Annotated in this window: 14 protein-coding genes and 1 pseudogene; 8 read left to right on the top strand and 7 right to left on the bottom strand. The window is 59.1% G+C overall.

Going from position 1 to position 16,405, the window contains the following annotated elements; all coding sequences use genetic code 11:
• Positions 1-57: 57 nt before the first annotated feature.
• Both CAURIM_RS08155 and CAURIM_RS08150 read left to right on the top strand, forming a co-directional pair.
• A pseudogene (locus CAURIM_RS08155) lies at positions 58-879 on the top strand (ABC transporter ATP-binding protein).
• A complete protein-coding gene (locus tag CAURIM_RS08150; RefSeq protein WP_236659256.1) occupies positions 876-2,465 on the top strand; it encodes an ABC transporter permease in 1,590 nt (529 codons plus the stop codon). The pseudogene CAURIM_RS08155 and the gene CAURIM_RS08150 overlap by 4 nt, the downstream one beginning before the upstream one ends.
• A gap of 89 nt (positions 2,466-2,554) precedes the next feature.
• Here CAURIM_RS08150 and CAURIM_RS08145 read toward each other — a convergent pair whose 3' ends face one another.
• Positions 2,555-3,004 carry a DUF2631 domain-containing protein gene (locus tag CAURIM_RS08145; protein WP_070520063.1) on the bottom strand — a complete coding sequence of 150 codons (450 nt, stop codon included), beginning with the start codon at positions 3,002-3,004 and terminating at the stop codon, positions 2,555-2,557.
• Between the two features lie 192 nt (positions 3,005-3,196).
• On the opposite strand from CAURIM_RS08145, the gene dxr reads away from it, so the two are divergent.
• The 5 genes from dxr to map all read left to right on the top strand — a co-directional run bounded on the left by dxr (position 3,197) and on the right by map (position 9,675).
• Positions 3,197-4,363: a 1-deoxy-D-xylulose-5-phosphate reductoisomerase gene (gene dxr, locus CAURIM_RS08140; protein WP_070729844.1), complete on the top strand. Its 1,167-nt coding sequence runs from the start codon at positions 3,197-3,199 to the stop codon at positions 4,361-4,363.
• A gap of 15 nt (positions 4,364-4,378) precedes the next feature.
• The gene (locus CAURIM_RS08135; RefSeq protein WP_201827929.1) at positions 4,379-5,587 is read left to right on the top strand and encodes a M50 family metallopeptidase; all 1,209 of its coding nucleotides are present in this window, start codon (positions 4,379-4,381) and stop codon (positions 5,585-5,587) included.
• Positions 5,588-5,664: 77 nt separating this feature from the next.
• Positions 5,665-6,828 (top strand): flavodoxin-dependent (E)-4-hydroxy-3-methylbut-2-enyl-diphosphate synthase, encoded by a 1,164-nt coding sequence (gene ispG, locus CAURIM_RS08130; protein WP_070445607.1) that lies wholly within the window; start codon positions 5,665-5,667, stop codon positions 6,826-6,828.
• 57 nt (positions 6,829-6,885) lie between these two features.
• Positions 6,886-8,736, top strand: a complete 1,851-nt coding sequence (locus CAURIM_RS08125) for a penicillin-binding transpeptidase domain-containing protein (protein ID WP_201827932.1) — start codon at positions 6,886-6,888, stop codon at positions 8,734-8,736.
• A gap of 69 nt (positions 8,737-8,805) precedes the next feature.
• Positions 8,806-9,675 carry a type I methionyl aminopeptidase gene (gene map / locus CAURIM_RS08120; RefSeq protein ID WP_201827935.1) on the top strand — a complete coding sequence of 290 codons (870 nt, stop codon included), beginning with the start codon at positions 8,806-8,808 and terminating at the stop codon, positions 9,673-9,675.
• Positions 9,676-9,797: 122 nt separating this feature from the next.
• Here the strand turns inward: map and CAURIM_RS08115 are convergent, their stop codons facing one another.
• The 6 genes from CAURIM_RS08115 to CAURIM_RS08090 form a co-directional block, all read right to left on the bottom strand.
• Positions 9,798-10,232: a hypothetical protein gene (locus tag CAURIM_RS08115; protein WP_236659257.1), complete on the bottom strand. Its 435-nt coding sequence runs from the start codon at positions 10,230-10,232 to the stop codon at positions 9,798-9,800.
• A 48-nt stretch (positions 10,233-10,280) separates the two neighbouring features.
• Complete coding sequence (locus CAURIM_RS08110) at positions 10,281-10,634, bottom strand: hypothetical protein (RefSeq protein WP_070643849.1); 354 nt, start codon at positions 10,632-10,634, stop codon at positions 10,281-10,283.
• A gap of 304 nt (positions 10,635-10,938) precedes the next feature.
• Positions 10,939-11,337, bottom strand: coding sequence for a hypothetical protein (locus CAURIM_RS08105; protein WP_070445619.1), 399 nt, complete (start codon positions 11,335-11,337; stop codon positions 10,939-10,941).
• 41 nt (positions 11,338-11,378) lie between these two features.
• A complete protein-coding gene (locus CAURIM_RS08100; RefSeq protein ID WP_070445621.1) occupies positions 11,379-11,816 on the bottom strand; it encodes a hypothetical protein in 438 nt (145 codons plus the stop codon).
• Between the two features lie 341 nt (positions 11,817-12,157).
• Positions 12,158-13,543: a mycothione reductase gene (mtr, locus tag CAURIM_RS08095; protein ID WP_201827938.1), complete on the bottom strand. Its 1,386-nt coding sequence runs from the start codon at positions 13,541-13,543 to the stop codon at positions 12,158-12,160.
• Positions 13,544-13,599: 56 nt separating this feature from the next.
• Positions 13,600-14,601, bottom strand: coding sequence for an alpha/beta hydrolase (locus CAURIM_RS08090; protein ID WP_070643855.1), 1,002 nt, complete (start codon positions 14,599-14,601; stop codon positions 13,600-13,602).
• A gap of 301 nt (positions 14,602-14,902) precedes the next feature.
• Here CAURIM_RS08090 and mqo point away from each other — a divergent pair, with 301 nt between their 5' ends.
• Positions 14,903-16,405: a malate dehydrogenase (quinone) gene (gene mqo, locus CAURIM_RS08085; RefSeq protein ID WP_201827941.1), complete on the top strand. Its 1,503-nt coding sequence runs from the start codon at positions 14,903-14,905 to the stop codon at positions 16,403-16,405.

Raw genomic sequence — 16,405 nt, 5'->3', positions numbered from 1 at the left:
GTTTCCTAACGATAGTTTTGCCGGAGGACAAAGCATTAATGGTTCTTGATACCGTTAATGCTTATGACTCATCCTTATCGAGAGGACTTAGCCGTTGATCCGCGCACCCAAGCTCTGGCTGTGCGCGATCTGCGCAAGTCCTTTGGTTCTCAGATCGCTGTCAATAGCCTCAACCTGGATGTTCCACGCGGATCCATCTACGGGATAGTGGGGCCCAACGGTGCGGGCAAGACCACGATGCTGACCATGGCCTGTGGTCTCCAGCGCCCCGATTCGGGCCAGAGCTTCATCGCTGGTCACAATGTGTGGGATGAGCCCATTCCCGCCAAGCAGGCCATGGGGTTGCTCATGGATGGGGCACCGGTCTTTGATCGCCTCACGGGCGCGGAGTATTTGCACTACCTCGGTGCTTTGCACAAACTGGAGCGCACCGAGTCGCTGCGCCGTGCACAGGAGCTTCTCGACGCCCTCTCCCTCTCCGATGCCGCCGATAAGCGCATCGCGGATTATTCCGCCGGCATGACCAAGAAGATCCTCTTGGCGGGAGCCGTCCTGCACAACCCAGAGGTGCTCATCTTGGATGAGCCGCTGGAAGCAGTGGATCCGGTCTCTGGACGCCTCATCTAGCAGATGCTGCGCGCTTATGCCTCGCGTGGTGGCACGGTTATTTTGTCTTCACACGTCATGGAGCTCGTCGAGGGGCTGTGTGATCACGTCGCCATCATCAACGGCGGCCAAGTCATCACTGCGGGACACGTTGACGATGTCCGCCAGGGCCAAAGCCTGAGCGATCTATTTATCGCTGCCGTCGGCGGACGGGATCTGGATGCCTCGAAGTTTGGGTGGCTGCGCTCCCCGTCGGCAGGTGAGCGCGAATGACATCCACTCTGTTCAGCCTTCATCGCACTCTGTGGTGGCGAAGCGTTTCCTCCAATCCGGCGACGCTCATGATGGGGCTCATGATGCTGATTTACGGGGCAATCGGCCTCTTGTCGCTCGCATTCATGGTGTATTCCGATATCACCACCCCGGGCCACGGTTACCAAGCGCTGACCGTCGGGGTGGCAGGCGGCATGCTCATCTACGTTCTCCTCGCTCTCTTCATGCCGGCGGGGGAGAACCAATTGAGTCCGACAACTCTGGGCGCACTTCCGTTGACTCCCCGCGAGGTCCTTCCGGGCTTGTTCTTTGCCGGCCTGCTGACCACCCGTGCCATCATGTCGGTCGTCTTTTCCCTGGTGTATGCGATCATCGGCAGCATTTTCCTCATCCTGACGGGGCCCGGGTGGGCTGCAGCGCCCTTCGCCGTGGGCATGGTTTTATCGTGCGTGACGACCATCATCTTCGGCGAATGCCTTGGTCAAGTGGCTTCTGCCATCGCGGATTCCCAGAAATCCCGCACCCAGATCGCGGCGATGGTCGTGATGGGCCTGCTGGTCTTTGGCGTGCTGCAAGCGCAGAGCGTCCTCGAGTCCTTGCCACCGCTTGATAGGGTCGGCGCCATCATGGCCTGGACCCCGTTGGGTGCCGGGGTGGGGTGGGCGCCCGCGCTTGCCGACGGCCACTTCCTCACCGCCCTAGCCCAACTACTGATCGCGGCGGCCAGCCTTGGCCTGCTGGGCTGGGTGTGGTCGCGCCAGATATCCAGCCTCATGCGCAATCCGGGAGCGGGTGGTGACGTAGCCAGCGAGGTGACAGGAAAGGGCGTGTCCAAGTTGGAGCTGGGCGCGTGGTCTTATTCCAGCCCTGCGGCGATGGAATATACCCGCGCGTTGCGTTATCTCACCCGTGATAAGCGGCAAACGGGCATGCTGTATATGATGCCTCTGTTTGGTGTGCTGACGCTCTATCAGTTGTGGCGGGGCGATGATTTCACCGCCTATTTTATGCTCTGTTTCAGCGCCATCGTGCTCTCTTCGCTCTTGGCTAATGATTATGGCTTCGATGGGCCATCGAATTGGGTCCACATGGTGGCGCCGGTTGCCCCACGCACCATCCTTCATGCGCGCCACCTCGCACACGTGACTATTCCTTTTCTTGGGTTCGTTCTGCTTGCCGTAGTGGTTCTTGTCTTTAGTGAGAACTTCACCTTGGGCTTGTTGTGCACAGCTGTGGCCGTAGGTGTGTTTATCTCTACGGCGGCGGTGGGCTTGGGCCTGACCGTGCTGAACCCTTATCCCTTGTCCGCTCCTGGGCAGAACCGGTGGAACGATAAGTCTGGCTATTCTGCTGGTGCTTTTCTCACTGCGTTTGTCGGCATGCTGTTGGTGTGGGTGCCCGCGCTTCCCGGCATTGTGATCTCTGTCCTCGCTTACGAGCGAGGTGGGTCGCTGTTGTTTGTCGCAATGATAGTTTCGCTGCTGGTTCCGGCTCTTGTCTACGCCGGTGTCTGGCGGTTCGCCGGAAACAGGGCACAAGAGCGGACGCCGGAAATCTATGCCACGGTGAATCGCTATGTGAGTTAGGGGGCAGGACAGATAGAAAAAGCTCCCTCTCCTACCAGTTCAAACCTTGAACTGGTAGGAGAGGGAGCTTCGTTTAAAGCGAAGAAGCTTTAGTTGGTCACCGGCTTGGCAGCGTGGCGGCCTTCGGAAACACCGCGGAGGTGAGCAACGCGGGAGGGCTCAATGTTGAGGGCGCGCAGCTCATCATCGGTCAGGGAGGCGTAGACGTTGTGAACAGTCTTCTGCTCATATGCCCAGTCCGGCTCCTCGTGGCCTACCGGCTTGTTACGGGCGGTCAGGGTGCGTACCTGGGAGAGCTTTGGCTGCAGAGCGTAAATGACCAAACCAAGGGCAATCAGGATTGCCAGGGCGAAGAGCCAAATCGTCTCCACGTGGCCCTTGTGGTTACCAAAGTTATAAGCAAGCAGGAACACGACGGACGTCCAACCAGCGATCTGTACGCCCGAGCGGCTGATCCGGGACCAACCAAAACCTGCGGACGGGACGTCATCGGTGGATACGCCGTCGAAAACCTGCGATGCCGGCTTGTGGGAAGACACTTGCTCTCCTTTGCGTGTACATGCAGCTCACCCTGCTTAGAACTCATTGATTCGAGCGAGCGCACGAAAAATGCCAGTTATTCTGTGTAGTAGTTTAAATGATCCTGCCGATAACCGCGATTAAACACCCCCGACTATCGCTAGTGCAGCGCTCACGACTCTTGCTTAGGTTGACCAGCTAGGGTTGACAGGGTGAATACCCAACGCATTCTTATTCTCGGCTCTACTGGCTCGATTGGCACCCAGGCTCTGGACGTTATTGCGGATAATCCCGATAAATTCACAGTCGTGGGTATCGCCGCCGGCGGTTCCAACCCACAGCTCGTCATTGAGCAGGCTCGTGCCCTCAACCTTTCGTTTGACCACGTGGCCGTCGCCAAGCCCGATGCGGCACGCACCGTTTCCGACGCCCTCGGTGGCACCGTGCTCTCGGGTCCAGACTCTGCCGAGGAGCTGGTCAAGGCAGTGGACGCCGATAAGGTCCTCAACGCGCTTGTGGGCTCCATGGGCTTGGCCGCCACCATCGCCACCTTGGAGAAGGGCGAACCATTGGCGTTGGCGAACAAAGAATCCCTCGTTGCCGGTGGTTCCATCGTGACCCGCTTGGCGGGGGAGGGCCAGATCATCCCGGTGGATTCCGAGCATTCCGCCATGGCGCAGTGCCTGCGCGCAGGCAGCGGCGTGGAGCTTGAGCACCTCGTACTCACCGCCTCCGGTGGTCCTTTCCGCGGGTGGGGACGCGAGGAGATGTGGGATGTCACCCCACAGCAGGCAGCACAGCACCCGACGTGGTCGATGGGGCAGATGAACACCCTGAATTCGGCGACTTTGGTGAATAAGGGGCTGGAGCTCATCGAGGCGACGCTGCTTTTCGACGTCCACCCGGACCTCATTGACGTCACCGTCCACCCCCAATCCATCGTGCATTCCATGGCCACCTTCACCGATGGCTGCACGATTGCACAATGCTCCCCGCCGTCGATGAAGCTCCCGATCTCCTTGGCACTGGACTGGCCGCACCGCGTGCCAGGCGCGCAGCCGGCGCTGGACTTTTCCACCGCGCATGAGTGGCGCTTCGAGCCGCTCGATGACGAAGCCTTCCCGGCCGTCCGCCTTGCCCGTGAGGTGGCCGCTGCCGGAGGCACCCACGCTGCCGTATATAACGCCGCGAACGAGGAGGCAGCAGCTGCTTTCCTGGCGGGCCGTATTCACTTCCCGGAAATTGTGGACGTGGTTAGCCACGTCGTGGGGCAGGCCTCAGAGTTTGCTGGTGTACCCTCTAGCGTCGATGATGTCCTCGCCGTGGAAGGTGAGGCCCGCCGTCGCGCTAATGCGATGGTGGATTCGCTCGCTCGTTAGAAAGCCCCGTAGTTTATGGCACATGTCCTCGGTATTATCCTCTTCGCTGTGGGGATCGGCATCACCGTTGCCTTACACGAGGCAGGCCACATGTTTACTGCCCGTGCCTTCGGGATGCGGGTGCGGCGTTACTTCATCGGTTTTGGGCCGCGCGTCGCCTCTTTTACACGTGGCCACACCGAGTATGGCCTTGCGGCATTTCCGGTAGGTGGCTTTTGCGATATCGCGGGCATGACGGCGCAGGATGAGTTCCTCACGGAGGAAGAAGCGCCCTATGCCATGTACAAAAAGCCGGCGTGGCAGCGCATCATCGTGCTGGCCGGTGGTATCACAGTCAACCTGCTGTTGGGATTCATTATCCTGTTGATGATCGCAATGACCACGGGCTTGCCCAACCCAGACGCGGATGTTCGCCCGCGTGTAGGGGAGATCTCCTGTGCCGCGAATCAGAATGCCGAGGGCAAATTAGAACCCTGCCAGGGGCTGGGCCCAGCCGGCGAAGCGGGTGTGGAACCAGAGGATATCGTTGTCGCGCTCAACGGCGAAACGATGGACTCCTTCGCGCAGCTTCGCGATACCGTCATGAACTACCCCGGTGACACCGTCACCCTTACCGTCGAGCGGGATGGTGCACCGCGTGATTTCGATATCACGCTTGCAACAGTGACCCGGCTCAACGCGGAGGGGCAGCTGGTGAAGGTCGGCGCCATCGGCATGACCAACCAGATTATCGATATCAGGGAGACCTACTCCTTTGTCGACGCTATCCCGGCCACCGCTCGCTATTCGGGAAATGCCTTGAACGCCACCGTCCAGGGCATCGCCCAATTCCCGGCAAAGATTCCGGGTGTGGTGGCTTCTATCTTCGGGCAGGAGCGTGACGTCAACGGGCCCATGTCCGTGGTGGGTGCCTCCCGCGTGGGCGGCGAGCTGGTGGAGCGCAGTCTGTGGTCCTCCTTCTTTATGATGCTGGCCACCCTCAATTTCTTCCTCGCGCTGTTCAACCTCATTCCGCTTCCGCCTTTTGACGGCGGTCACATCGCCGTCATTTTCTACGAGAAGATTCGTGATGCCCTGCGCCGTCTTATGGGCAAGGAACCGAAGGGGCCGGCGGATTACACCAAGCTCATGCCGGTGACCTATGCGCTGGCTTTTGTTCTGATGGCGGTGGGTGCGCTCATCATGATTGCGGACGTGGTCAACCCAATTCGGCTGTTTGGCTAGTGATCTAGCTGCCTGCTCCCGCTGTCGTGCGCGGTGCTAGAGTAGGGGCGTTAAAACCCAATTAGCAAGGAGCACACATGTCGACCCCTATTGGTCTTGGTATTCCCGACGGCCCACCTCCCACCTTGGCGCCGCGCCGCAAGACGCGTCAGCTCATGGTAGGCCAGGTTGGCGTGGGCTCTGACCACCCCATCTCCGTGCAGTCGATGACCACGACGAAGACGCATGACGTCAACGCCACCCTTCAGCAGATTGCTCAGCTGACCGCCAGTGGCTGCGATATCGTTCGCGTGGCTTGTCCGAAGACGGTGGATGCGGAGGCTTTGCCGGCAATTGCGCAGAAGTCTCCGATCCCGGTGATTGCCGATATTCACTTCCAGCCCAAGTACATCTTCGCCGCCATCGATGCCGGCTGTGCCGCTGTCCGCGTCAACCCGGGCAACATCAAGGAATTTGATGGCCGCGTCAAGGAGGTAGCAAAGGCAGCCGGCGATGCTGGTATTCCGATTCGCATTGGCGTTAACGCAGGCTCCCTGGACAAGCGCATCATGGAGAAGTACGGCAAGGCCACCCCGGAGGCTCTTGTTGAATCCGCACTGTGGGAGGCTGGCCTCTTTGAGGAGCACGGTTATGGCGATATCGCCATTTCCGTGAAGCACAATGACCCGGTCGTCATGGTGGAGGCCTACCGCCAGCTCGCCGCTCAGTGTGACTACCCGCTGCACCTCGGTGTTACCGAGGCCGGCCCCGCATTCCAGGGCACCATCAAGTCTTCGGTCGCTTTCGGCGCCCTGCTTGCCGAAGGCATCGGTGACACCATCCGCGTGTCCTTGTCCGCGGACCCGGTCGAGGAGATCAAGGTCGGCGACCAGATTCTGCAGTCCCTCAACTTGCGCCCGCGCAAGCTGGAGATTGTCTCCTGCCCGTCCTGTGGTCGCGCACAGGTGGACGTGTACAAGCTGGCCAACGAAGTCACCGAGGGCCTTGACGGTATGGAATTCCCGCTGCGCGTGGCCGTCATGGGCTGCGTGGTGAATGGCCCAGGTGAGGCCCGCGATGCGGACCTCGGTGTAGCTTCCGGTAACGGCAAAGGCCAGATCTTCGTTAAGGGTGAGGTCATCAAGACCGTTCCTGAATCCAAGATTGTGGAAACGCTCATCGAAGAGGCAATGCGTCTGGCAGAAGAGCAGGGCTTGGAAGCCGTGGAAGGCGCCAAGGCTGAGGTTCGCGTTACCAAGTAGTTCACCTGCGGTGTGGGGCGGCCGTCGGGCCGCCCTTGGCTGCTACGCTGCCCAATCATGAAGAAGTTCGTGGCGCTGCTCGGTGCGGCAAGCATCGCGGCGTCGTCATTGGCGGGATGTACCCCCAAGCCGGTGTCCGCGCGCCCAGTTGCTGAGCAATTCCTGGAAGACATGGAAACCCGCAATAACAAGGACTTGGCGCAGCTTGTCGATGATGGCACGACCGCCACGAACACTCTTGACGCAACCTTCGCGGGCCTGCAAGCAGAGGGGCTCGACGTTGAATTGACCGACGTTGAACAGGAGGAAGCCAAGGCGACTGCGCACTATTCAGTGACGTGGGCCCTGCCGCGCAATCGTTCCTTGCGCTATGACACGTCCATGGCCTTGACGCGCAAGGATAAGGACTGGACCGTGCGCTGGCAGCCCAGCATTATCCACCCCGACCTCGGTGCGCACCAGCACCTTGAGCTGCGATCGATAGCGCCTAAACGCGCTGGTGTGGTCTCCTCCGATGGGGTGGAACTCATGTCTCCGGGCTTGCAATACCGGCTCGTCGTCGACACCGACGCCGTCGACGATCCCCGCCCCGTCGCCGCGAAAGTATCCGGCGCGCTGAGCCAGGCGTACCGGGAGGATGATTCCTTCCCCGACATTGATTCCGGAGAGCTCGCCAAGAATCTCGAAGAAGTCGATGGCGCTTATTCGGTCACCATGCTCAATGAGGCTCAGGCAGCGCGGCTGCGCCCAGTCCTGGAGAACCAGAAGGGGATTCGCTTTAACGAGGAACCGGCGCTCATTACGCGCGATACTGGTTTGGCCCCGGATATCCTCGCCCGCGTGCGTTCCCTGGTCTCCGAAGACGTAGACGGCAAGAATGGTTGGTCCGTCTCGGTAGTCAACGAGCACGGCGCCGCGCTTTCCGACGTCGAGTATCACGAACCCGAGGCAGCCCCTTCCGTCAAAGTTTCGCTGGACTATGACGTCCAGCGTGCCGCTCAGGAAGCGGTCAATCTGCGCCCCGAGTACGAGGCCATGATCGTGGCCATGCGCCCCTCGACGGGCGAGATACTTGCTGTGGCCCAAACTCCAGAAGCGGATAAGAAGGGCGATATTGCCCTCCAAGGACAGTTCCCTCCCGGATCGGTGTTTAAGATCATTACGGCTTCGGCGGGCGTCGACAAGCAAGGCCTGTCCCCAGACTCCATCGTGCCGTGCCCCGGAACCATGGACCTGTATGGGCGCACCGTGACCAACTACAATGGCTTCTCACTCGGCTCTGTGCCGCTGCGCCAAGCTTTCGCGCAATCTTGTAACACCACCTTCGCGCAGATCTCGACGGACCTGCCGAAGGGAGAGCTGCGCGATGTGGGCAAGCAATATGGCTTAGGCATCGACTATGAGGTGCCGGGGCTCTCGACGCTCACTGGCTCCGTCCCCGAGGGCGAGACTCCTCTGGAGCGCACGGAAGCTGGCTATGGTCAGGGCCTGGACCTTGTGTCTCCCTTTGGCATGGCCCTTGTCTCTTCGACAGTTGCGGCAGGCAAGACCCCGACGCCAACGCTCATCGAGTCACGCGAAACCAAGGTTTCCGAGGAGGTCTCCGCGCCCAGCGAGGAAACCCTGGCTCACGTGCGTGACATGATGCGCCAAGTAGTGGCGAGCGGTACCGCCGCAGGAATGCAGGCCCAGGGGACCGTCTACGGCAAGACCGGTGAGGCGGAAATCAACGGCGGCTCGCACGCCTGGTTCACCGGATTCCGGGATGATGACATTGCGTTCGCAACACTCGTCGTTTTGGGTGGTGGCTCGACGATTTCGGTCAACATCACCGATAATTTCTTGCAGCGTCTGGACGCCCTCCGCGCGGAAGGCCACGGCGAGGTTGCTCCCGCACGAGAGCAGTAGCGCGCGCTCATAAGCGCGCCCATGGTGCTCTTTGTCGGGTACTGGGGAAGAGGGCTACCATGAGTAGTTATGACTAAGCGCGCGATGCTGAAACAAGAAAAAGATACCCCAATCCGCAAGGTACCGAAGGATATTGAGCGCCCCGAGTACGTGTGGAAGGACACGGTTCAGGAAGCTCAGGGCGAGCCATTCGTGCAGACCCCGGAGGTTATTGAGGTCATGCGTGAGGCCTCCCGGATTGCCGCCAACGCCCTTCAGGAGGCGGGAAAGGCTGTGGCTCCCGGTGTGACCACGGATGAGATTGACCGCGTTGCGCACGAGTACATGTGTGACCACGGCGCATACCCGTCGACGCTGGGATACCTGGGTTTCCCGAAATCCTGCTGTGTTTCCCTCAATGAGATTGTCTGCCACGGCATCCCGGATACCACGGTGATTGAGGACGGTGACATTGTCAATATCGATGTCACTGCGTTCAAGAATGGTGTCCACGGCGATACCAACGCTACTTTCCTTGCCGGCAACGTCACCGAGGAACACAAGTTGCTGGTAGAGCGCACCAAGGAAGCGATGATGCGCGGCATTAAGGCCGCTAAGCCGGGCCGTGAGATTAACGTCATCGGACGCGTCATCGAGTCTTATGCTCACCGTTTCGGCTACAACGTGGTCACTGACTTTACCGGGCACGGCGTAGGCCCTACTTTCCACAACGGGTTGGTTGTGCTGCACTACGATTCCATGACCTACCGAGACATCCTCGAGCCCGGAATGACCTTGACCATCGAGCCGATGATTAACCTGGGCTCGCTGGATTATGAGATTTGGGATAACGGCTGGACCGTCCAGAACACGGATGGAAAGTTCACCGCCCAGTTCGAGCACACCATCGTGATCACCGATGACGGCAACGAGATCCTCACCCTGCCGGATGAGGCCTAGCGTTTAAGCGCAGGCGTTTAAGCGCTAGGCGCCTAAACATTGCCAAAAAGAAACAAAGCCCTCCACCTCCCGTGCGGTACACGGTGGGGCGGAGGGCTTTGTACTGCCAGTAAAAGCGTGAACTAGAAAGAGACGTTCTTGATGGCCTGGCCAACGTAGTCCGGGATGTTGCCGGAGTACACAGCGTAGTTGTAGGCAGCAACAGCGGAGGAAACAGCAGCAGCGGCAACCATAGCGATGGTGCCACCACGCCAGAGGTCCAGCCACTGCGGAACCTGGGACGGGTTCTTGGTGGAGCCGAAGGCGTCAGCACCATTACCGGTGATGTTGCCGTCGGTCACGCCGCCCAGCTTGGAGGAAAGGGAGCCCTCGCCCTCAGAAGAGAGTGCGGAAGACATCTCGGAGGAAGTAGCATCCTTCTTGAGCTCCTCCTGAACCTGCGCGTCGGTCAGGCCGGAGCCCTCAACGGCCTCAGCGGCGGAAGCAACAGTGGTGCCAGCGAAGGCGACGGTGACGGCGGTTGCAGCAGCAACGGCGGCGGTGCGGAATTTACGCATCTTGAGAAAAGCCTTTCAAAAAGTGGGTTAGAAGGGGGAAGGGGAGAACTACATGCCGAACTTGAGGTAGTTCAGTGCCGGGCCAACCAGACCACCGGCGATGGTGATGATGGTGGCGACGATGCCGATGCCAGCCAAGGCCTGTGCCCACTTCGGCTCGGTGGAGATAGAAGAGTTCTGGCCGAAGATGTTCTGACCGTTGGCTTCCTTCTCAGCCTCGAGCGCCTTGCCCAGTGCGGAGGAGCCGCCTGCCTTCTGGGTGCCCTGCTGCTCACCAGCGGATGCGGAAGAGTTGGAAGTGGAATCGTTGCTGCTGCCCTCTGCAGCGGCAGCAACGGTGGTGCCGCCGAATGCAACAGCGAGAGCGGTAACACCGGCAATGGTGGCCTTGCGAATGCGCATAGTGTGAATCCTTTTAAACCTCGTAGGAACTGGAGTAACTATAGGGTGCCCCAAGTCACTTGAGCGATTCTAGCGTAAACATTGACAGGATTCACTGGAACGGCACCACTCTTAGATGTTTACTTGAGGCCGCCAAATCCCCCTGTCGGGCACACCACTGTAGCAATTCACTCAGCAATTATTAAGAGAGTTAGAGTATCTCCACAGTTCATCGGTGCCTAGGCATGCAAAAGCGCCCACCCCCACGATGCGAGGATGGGCGCTAATGAAGTGCGCTGAGTCAGTCAGCGTACCCGCAACTTAATTAGCGGCGGAAAATCGGGTCCAGCACGTGTGCCGGAACGATGTTGTTGTACACAGCGAAGTTGTAGGCAGCGAACAGGGCGCCTGCAATTGCGGTGCCGAGGGCAGCGTAGGTGCCGCCACGCCAGATCTCAGCCCACTGCGGGTTATCCTCGGCGCGCTTCTTGCCGAAGAGGTCCTCGCCGGTGACCTTCCTGTCCTTCTCGGTAGCGGTGCCCCACTTGGAGGACAGGGTCTCGTCGGAGTCGTCTTCCTTGACCTTGTCGTATGCGGAGGACAGGTTGGAAGAGGAGGTGTTCTCGGTCTCGTTGTCCTCTGCAGCGAAGGCAACGGAGGTGCCGGCGAAAGCAACGGAAGCGGCGGTTGCAGCGGCAACGGCAGCGGTGCGGAAGTTACGCATGAAATTTAAACCTTTCGGAAAAAGTGTGTAAGGGAGACGTCTTAGAAGGACGGGCCGTGGACGAAGAAGTTGTACACAACGCCGATGAAGCCAGCTACGGAAGCGATGGCGCTAGCGATGCCCAGGCCGTAGAAAGCCTTGGCCCAAGCCGGCTGGTCGCCGAGAGTGGTGCACTCTTCCTCGGTCTCGTCAGCATCGCAGTTCTCGTGCTTGGAGGAGCCGAAGATGGCGCGGCCGTCAGCCGCAGTGCCCTTGTTGTCGTTCTCATTAACGTAGAACCAGTCACCAATCTTGGAGGACAGGGAAGCCTCGGAGTTGGTGTTGTCCTCAGCGGAGGAGGAGCCGTTGTCGGTGGAAGCGGAAGAGTTGGTGTTCTCCTGAGCGGAGCCGTTGGCGTCCTCAGCGAAAGCGACGGTGGAGCCGCCGAAAGCAACAGCGAGAGCAGTAGCGCCGGCGATGGCTGCATTGCGGATACGCATATCAAAAGTCCTTAGAGTCGTACGTGCAAAGCCTCCAGATTAGGAGGCTTTGATTTACAGGGATAGGGATTATTTTGGTATCCCCAAAACACACTGAGCCGGTAGAGAGTATCGGCTCGTTCCGGTGTCTGTAATTAACCTAGCCAACGGTCAGGCAAAATGCACGTCAGTTTGAGTCTTCTTTTAAGCCCTCACGGCTATCACCCCCAAAATGGGTGAAATCCTGAAAGGGTGCTGACAGATGTTGTTGGTGTTAAAAAGTGCTTGTAGTGCGGTTCAGGGCTTTTGGTGAAATTAGTTTAATCGCAATGTGAAAAAGATCACTCAATCCGATGTAACTTTCACTCCTGCCACTCTAGTCCCAAAACTGCGTTTTCCACTACTTCTGGCAGTGCCGGGTGGATCCAGTATTGCGAGCGAGCGAACTCGCGTATATCAAGGTCGTAGACCATGGCAGTGATCAACTGCTGTATAAGAGTGGACGCTTGTGGGCCCATGATGTGGGCGCCGAGGAGCTTGCCGGTGGCACGATCGGCCACGAGCTTGCAGATGCCTGTTGAGTCTTCCATAGCCCATCCATAGGCAACGTCGCCAAAGTTCTGCACCTTCACCGTGACGTCATAGCCCTCTTCGCGGGCTTGTGCCTCAGTAAGTCCCACCGTCGCAATTTGCGGGTGGGTGAAAATGGCAGCGGGGATGTGCTCGTGCGGCATGGGACGGAGGTCTTCAGGATGCAACAGATTGTGCTGTACCGCTCGTTGCTCCGCATTGGCTACGTGCTTGAGCATGTAAGGAGAGGAGACATCGCCGAGCGCCCACACGCCCTCGCAGGTCGTGCGACCAAACTCGTCGACCTTGATGCGCCCGTCCTCGTGCATTTCAATACCGCTGGTAGAAAGATCCATCTGATCGCCGTTGGGCTGGCGGCCGGTGGCCACGAGGATGGCTTCCGCCTCCACGACATCACCGCTATCCAAGGTTAGGCGTACACCGTCTGCGGTTTCCTCTAGTGCTGTGGCGGTGCCAATGCGGACGTCGAAACGCTCGCGTGCGATGTCGTTGAACCGGGAGCTTAAGTCTTCGTCAAGGAACCGGAGGAACTTCTCCGAGCGGTTGACCACGGTCACTTCCGTCCCCAGGCCGTCGAAGACGTGGGCAAATTCCATGGCGATGTAGCCGCCACCGACCACGATGAGGCTACGCGGCTGCTTCTCAAGCCGCATGATGTCCTCGTTGGTGTGGACCGGCACGGAAGAGCTGGCATAGGGTTCGGGCAGTACAGGGCGTGAGCCGGTAGCAATAACAATATTGTCACCGGTGATGATGTCATCGCCCGCTTGCAGGGTTTTCGGTCCGATGAACCGAGCATGTTGATCAAAGACTGTAATATTCGGCGTTTCCTCGCCACGGCGGTACTCTTCGCCGCCGCGGGCGATCTGATCGATGCGGTTGTGGAATACGCGCTCGACAATGCCGTCCCAATCCACAGCATCCACGTGGGCGCTGAGCCCAAGACGGGTTGCCTCGCGCGCGGCGAGTGCCACGTCGGCAGCGTAGACGTACATCTTCGTTGGGATGCAGCCCACGTTGAGACAGGTTCCGCCGAAGGTTCCCTTTTCGATGATGGCGATGGATTTATCGTCGAACTCAGGGGAGGGGATTGAATTTCCCGACCCAGTGCCGATGATGACGAGGTCAAAGTGCTGTGCGGAAGTCATGCCGACCATTCTAGAGGCTGCCTAGCCGCAACCCGTGCAGGCCGAAAAGCGCGAGGTGGGCGAGTCTAATCCGTCTCAAGAGGGGCCACGGCGCGCAACCATTCCGCGGCGGTGGAGAATGCTTCCTGCAGCGGCTCGGGGCGGGAAAGAAAGAGATCGTGGCGCCCATTATTTACAACGTGGAGCGTGTAACGGGCGCTGAGCTCCTTGGCCCATCGCTGGCTCTGGCGTACGTCCACAACAACATCGGCGGTGTTAGAGGATTCGCTATAAGGCTGATTGAGTTCGGAGCGTCCTGAAGTCATGGTCAGCAGCGGGAGTCCCATGTTGATGCGGCCGGAATGGATCGCGTCGAAGCCATGGAAGACCGCTGCTACCCAGCCCAGGTATTTCGGGTGCCCGCCCAGTGGCTTGAGGCGACGGTCGAAATCCCAGTCGCCCTGCTCCTCGGCATGGATAGATTCCCCGTAGGCAGTGAGATCGCCTCCGGGAATCGGGAATTTTGGGGCGATGGCAGCGCCGGCATAGATGACGTGCTTGAGCACCTCATAAGTCTTATCCGCCGTTCCCATCATGGCCAACCAGGGGCTGTTGAAGACGACACCGGAGATGCGGGTGAAGTGTTCGCGGTCCTGGCGGCGAAGGCGATCAAGCCAGAGTGCGATGATGGTGCCGGCGGTGGAGTGGCCCATGATGACGACACGCTGGTTGGGGAGGGCGTCGAGAGCCGCGTTGAGGTCGGTGTCGTAATACTTCATATCGCTGATGTAATGCCAGGTTTGGCCGTCCCTCCGGGAGCGCCCGCACTTGCGCAAGTCGAGAGCATAAAAGGCATAGCCGAGCTCATAGAAATAGCGCGCTACGTGATCGTGGAAGAAGTAATCCGTCATGCCATGGACCCACACCAAGGCGGGGCGGTCATCGTGGGCATCCGTGTCGGGACAGTAGCGCACGAGCGTCGCGCACACATCGCCCTCGCCATCAGGGTCGGCGCCGAGTTCAAGGGTGGCGGCTTGGAAATCGGGCCCGAGGAGATCTGTTGACCATTCGAGTTCGTCATATGTCATGGAGCTCATGATAGGCCGTACAGCCAGGTGCGTCCGTCGGGGCGGAGCGCTAGCCACAGTTGTCCTGCACCACAAAAGGGGTAGTGGTTTCATATTCGGGCATTTATTTTCCCAGGAATGCCTATTTCTCATTTAGGGGCGTAAAGTGGAATTAATGCTTGACGGACCTCTCGTAGGGGAGGTCTGTATGCCGGTTTGCTTCCTAGCATCGTCGAGCGCTTTCTCACCGCGCCCTGTGTACCCACATGCGCAGGGCACTTGACCACAACGAATACATCGACTCAAAGAGGTAATAAGTACAGTGTCCTCCGATAAGAAGACAGCACAAGTAGTAGACGAGGTTGAGGTCGCACTCATTGGTGCAGGTATTATGAGCGCCACCCTCGGCGCCATGCTGCGTGAGCTCGAGCCCAGCTGGACGCAGATGGTCTTCGAGCGTTTGGACGGCCCTGCGCTTGAGTCCTCTTCCCCGTGGAACAATGCCGGTACCGGCCACTCCGCGCTGTGCGAGCTGAACTACACCCCAGAAAAGAACGGCCGCATTGATGTTTCCAAGGCTATGAATATCAATGAGAAGTTCCAGGTTTCTCGCCAGTTCTGGTCCCACCAGCTCAACAACGGCATCCTGACGGACCCGAAGGCCTTCATCAACCCGGTTCCGCATGTGTCCTTTGCACAGGGCTCCATCCAGGTGGATTACCTGAAGCGCCGCTTCGACGCGCTGAAGGATAACCACATGTTCCCGAACATGCAGTTCAGCGACGATGACGCCACCTTCCAGGAGAAGCTGCCCCTGATGTCCCAGGGCCGTGACTTCAACTCCCAGAAGGTTGCCATCTCGTGGACCGATGCGGGCACCGACGTCAACTTTGGCGCCCTGGCTAAGCAGTTCTTCACTGCGGCTAAGGCTGCCGGCACCGAGATCCGTTATGGCCACGAGGTCGTTGATATCAAGCGTGAAGGTTCCAAGTGGCGCGTGGTGGCAAAGAACCTCCACACCGGTGACTACCAGGCTGTCCACGCCAAGTTTGTTTTCGTTGGTGCCGGCGGTTACGCACTCGACCTGTTGCGCAAGGCTGGTGTCCGTGAGGTTTCTGGTTTCGCCGGTTTCCCGGTTTCGGGCCTGTGGCTGCGCTCCAAGAACCCGGAGCTGGTCAAGCAGCACCACGCAAAGGTTTATGGCAAGGCTGCTGTGGGCGCTCCGCCGATGTCCGTGCCGCACCTGGACACCCGTGTCATCGACGGTGAAGAAGGCCTGCTGTTTGGTCCCTACGGCGGCTGGTCCCCGAAGTTCCTGAAGAAGGGCTCCTACCTGGACCTGTTCAAGTCCATCCGTCCGGACAACATCACCTCTTACCTGGGCGTGGCAGCACAGGAGTTTGGTCTGACCAAGTACCTGGTCACTGAGGTTCTCAAGGACTTCGATAAGCGCGTTGAAACCCTGAAGGAATACGTCCCGAGCGCTGACCCGGCTGATTGGGAGACTGTTATCGCCGGCCAGCGTGTCCAGGTGATTAAGCCAGCGGGTGCACCGCAGTTCGGCTCCTTGGAGTTCGGCACCACCCTCATCAACAACCCAGAAGGCAGCATCGCTGGTCTGCTTGGCGCTTCCCCGGGTGCTTCCATCACCCCAGCCGTCATGATTGAGCTACTGGAGCGCTGCTTCGGTGAGAACATGATTCAGTGGGGCGACAAGATCCAGGAGATGATTCCTTCCTACGGAACTAAGCTGTCCAAGGACAAGAAGCTCTACAACGAGATGTGGGAGTACACGCAGAAGACTCTGCAGCTGGACACCAAGTAA

The sequence above is a fragment of the Corynebacterium aurimucosum genome (genome assembly GCF_030408555.1).
Classification (GTDB): domain Bacteria; phylum Actinomycetota; class Actinomycetes; order Mycobacteriales; family Mycobacteriaceae; genus Corynebacterium; species Corynebacterium aurimucosum.
Note: the sequence above shows the minus strand (reverse complement) of the source record. Positions and strands in the feature narration are given on the sequence as shown.

Coding starts and splice junctions, on each gene's coding strand:
- CAURIM_RS08090 (WP_070643855.1), bottom strand. CDS start 14,601: ATGACATATGACGAACTCGAATGGTCAACAGATCTCCTCGGGCCCGAT.
- CAURIM_RS08110 (WP_070643849.1), bottom strand. CDS start 10,634: ATGCGCATTCGCAAGGCCACCATTGCCGGTGTTACCGCTCTCGCTGTT.
- map (WP_201827935.1), top strand. CDS start 8,806: ATGACTAAGCGCGCGATGCTGAAACAAGAAAAAGATACCCCAATCCGC.
- ispG (WP_070445607.1), top strand. CDS start 5,665: ATGTCGACCCCTATTGGTCTTGGTATTCCCGACGGCCCACCTCCCACC.
- CAURIM_RS08150 (WP_236659256.1), top strand. CDS start 876: ATGACATCCACTCTGTTCAGCCTTCATCGCACTCTGTGGTGGCGAAGC.
- CAURIM_RS08135 (WP_201827929.1), top strand. CDS start 4,379: ATGGCACATGTCCTCGGTATTATCCTCTTCGCTGTGGGGATCGGCATC.
- CAURIM_RS08105 (WP_070445619.1), bottom strand. CDS start 11,337: ATGCGTAACTTCCGCACCGCTGCCGTTGCCGCTGCAACCGCCGCTTCC.
- CAURIM_RS08125 (WP_201827932.1), top strand. CDS start 6,886: ATGAAGAAGTTCGTGGCGCTGCTCGGTGCGGCAAGCATCGCGGCGTCG.
- CAURIM_RS08100 (WP_070445621.1), bottom strand. CDS start 11,816: ATGCGTATCCGCAATGCAGCCATCGCCGGCGCTACTGCTCTCGCTGTT.
- mtr (WP_201827938.1), bottom strand. CDS start 13,543: ATGGTCGGCATGACTTCCGCACAGCACTTTGACCTCGTCATCATCGGC.
- CAURIM_RS08115 (WP_236659257.1), bottom strand. CDS start 10,232: ATGCGTAAATTCCGCACCGCCGCCGTTGCTGCTGCAACCGCCGTCACC.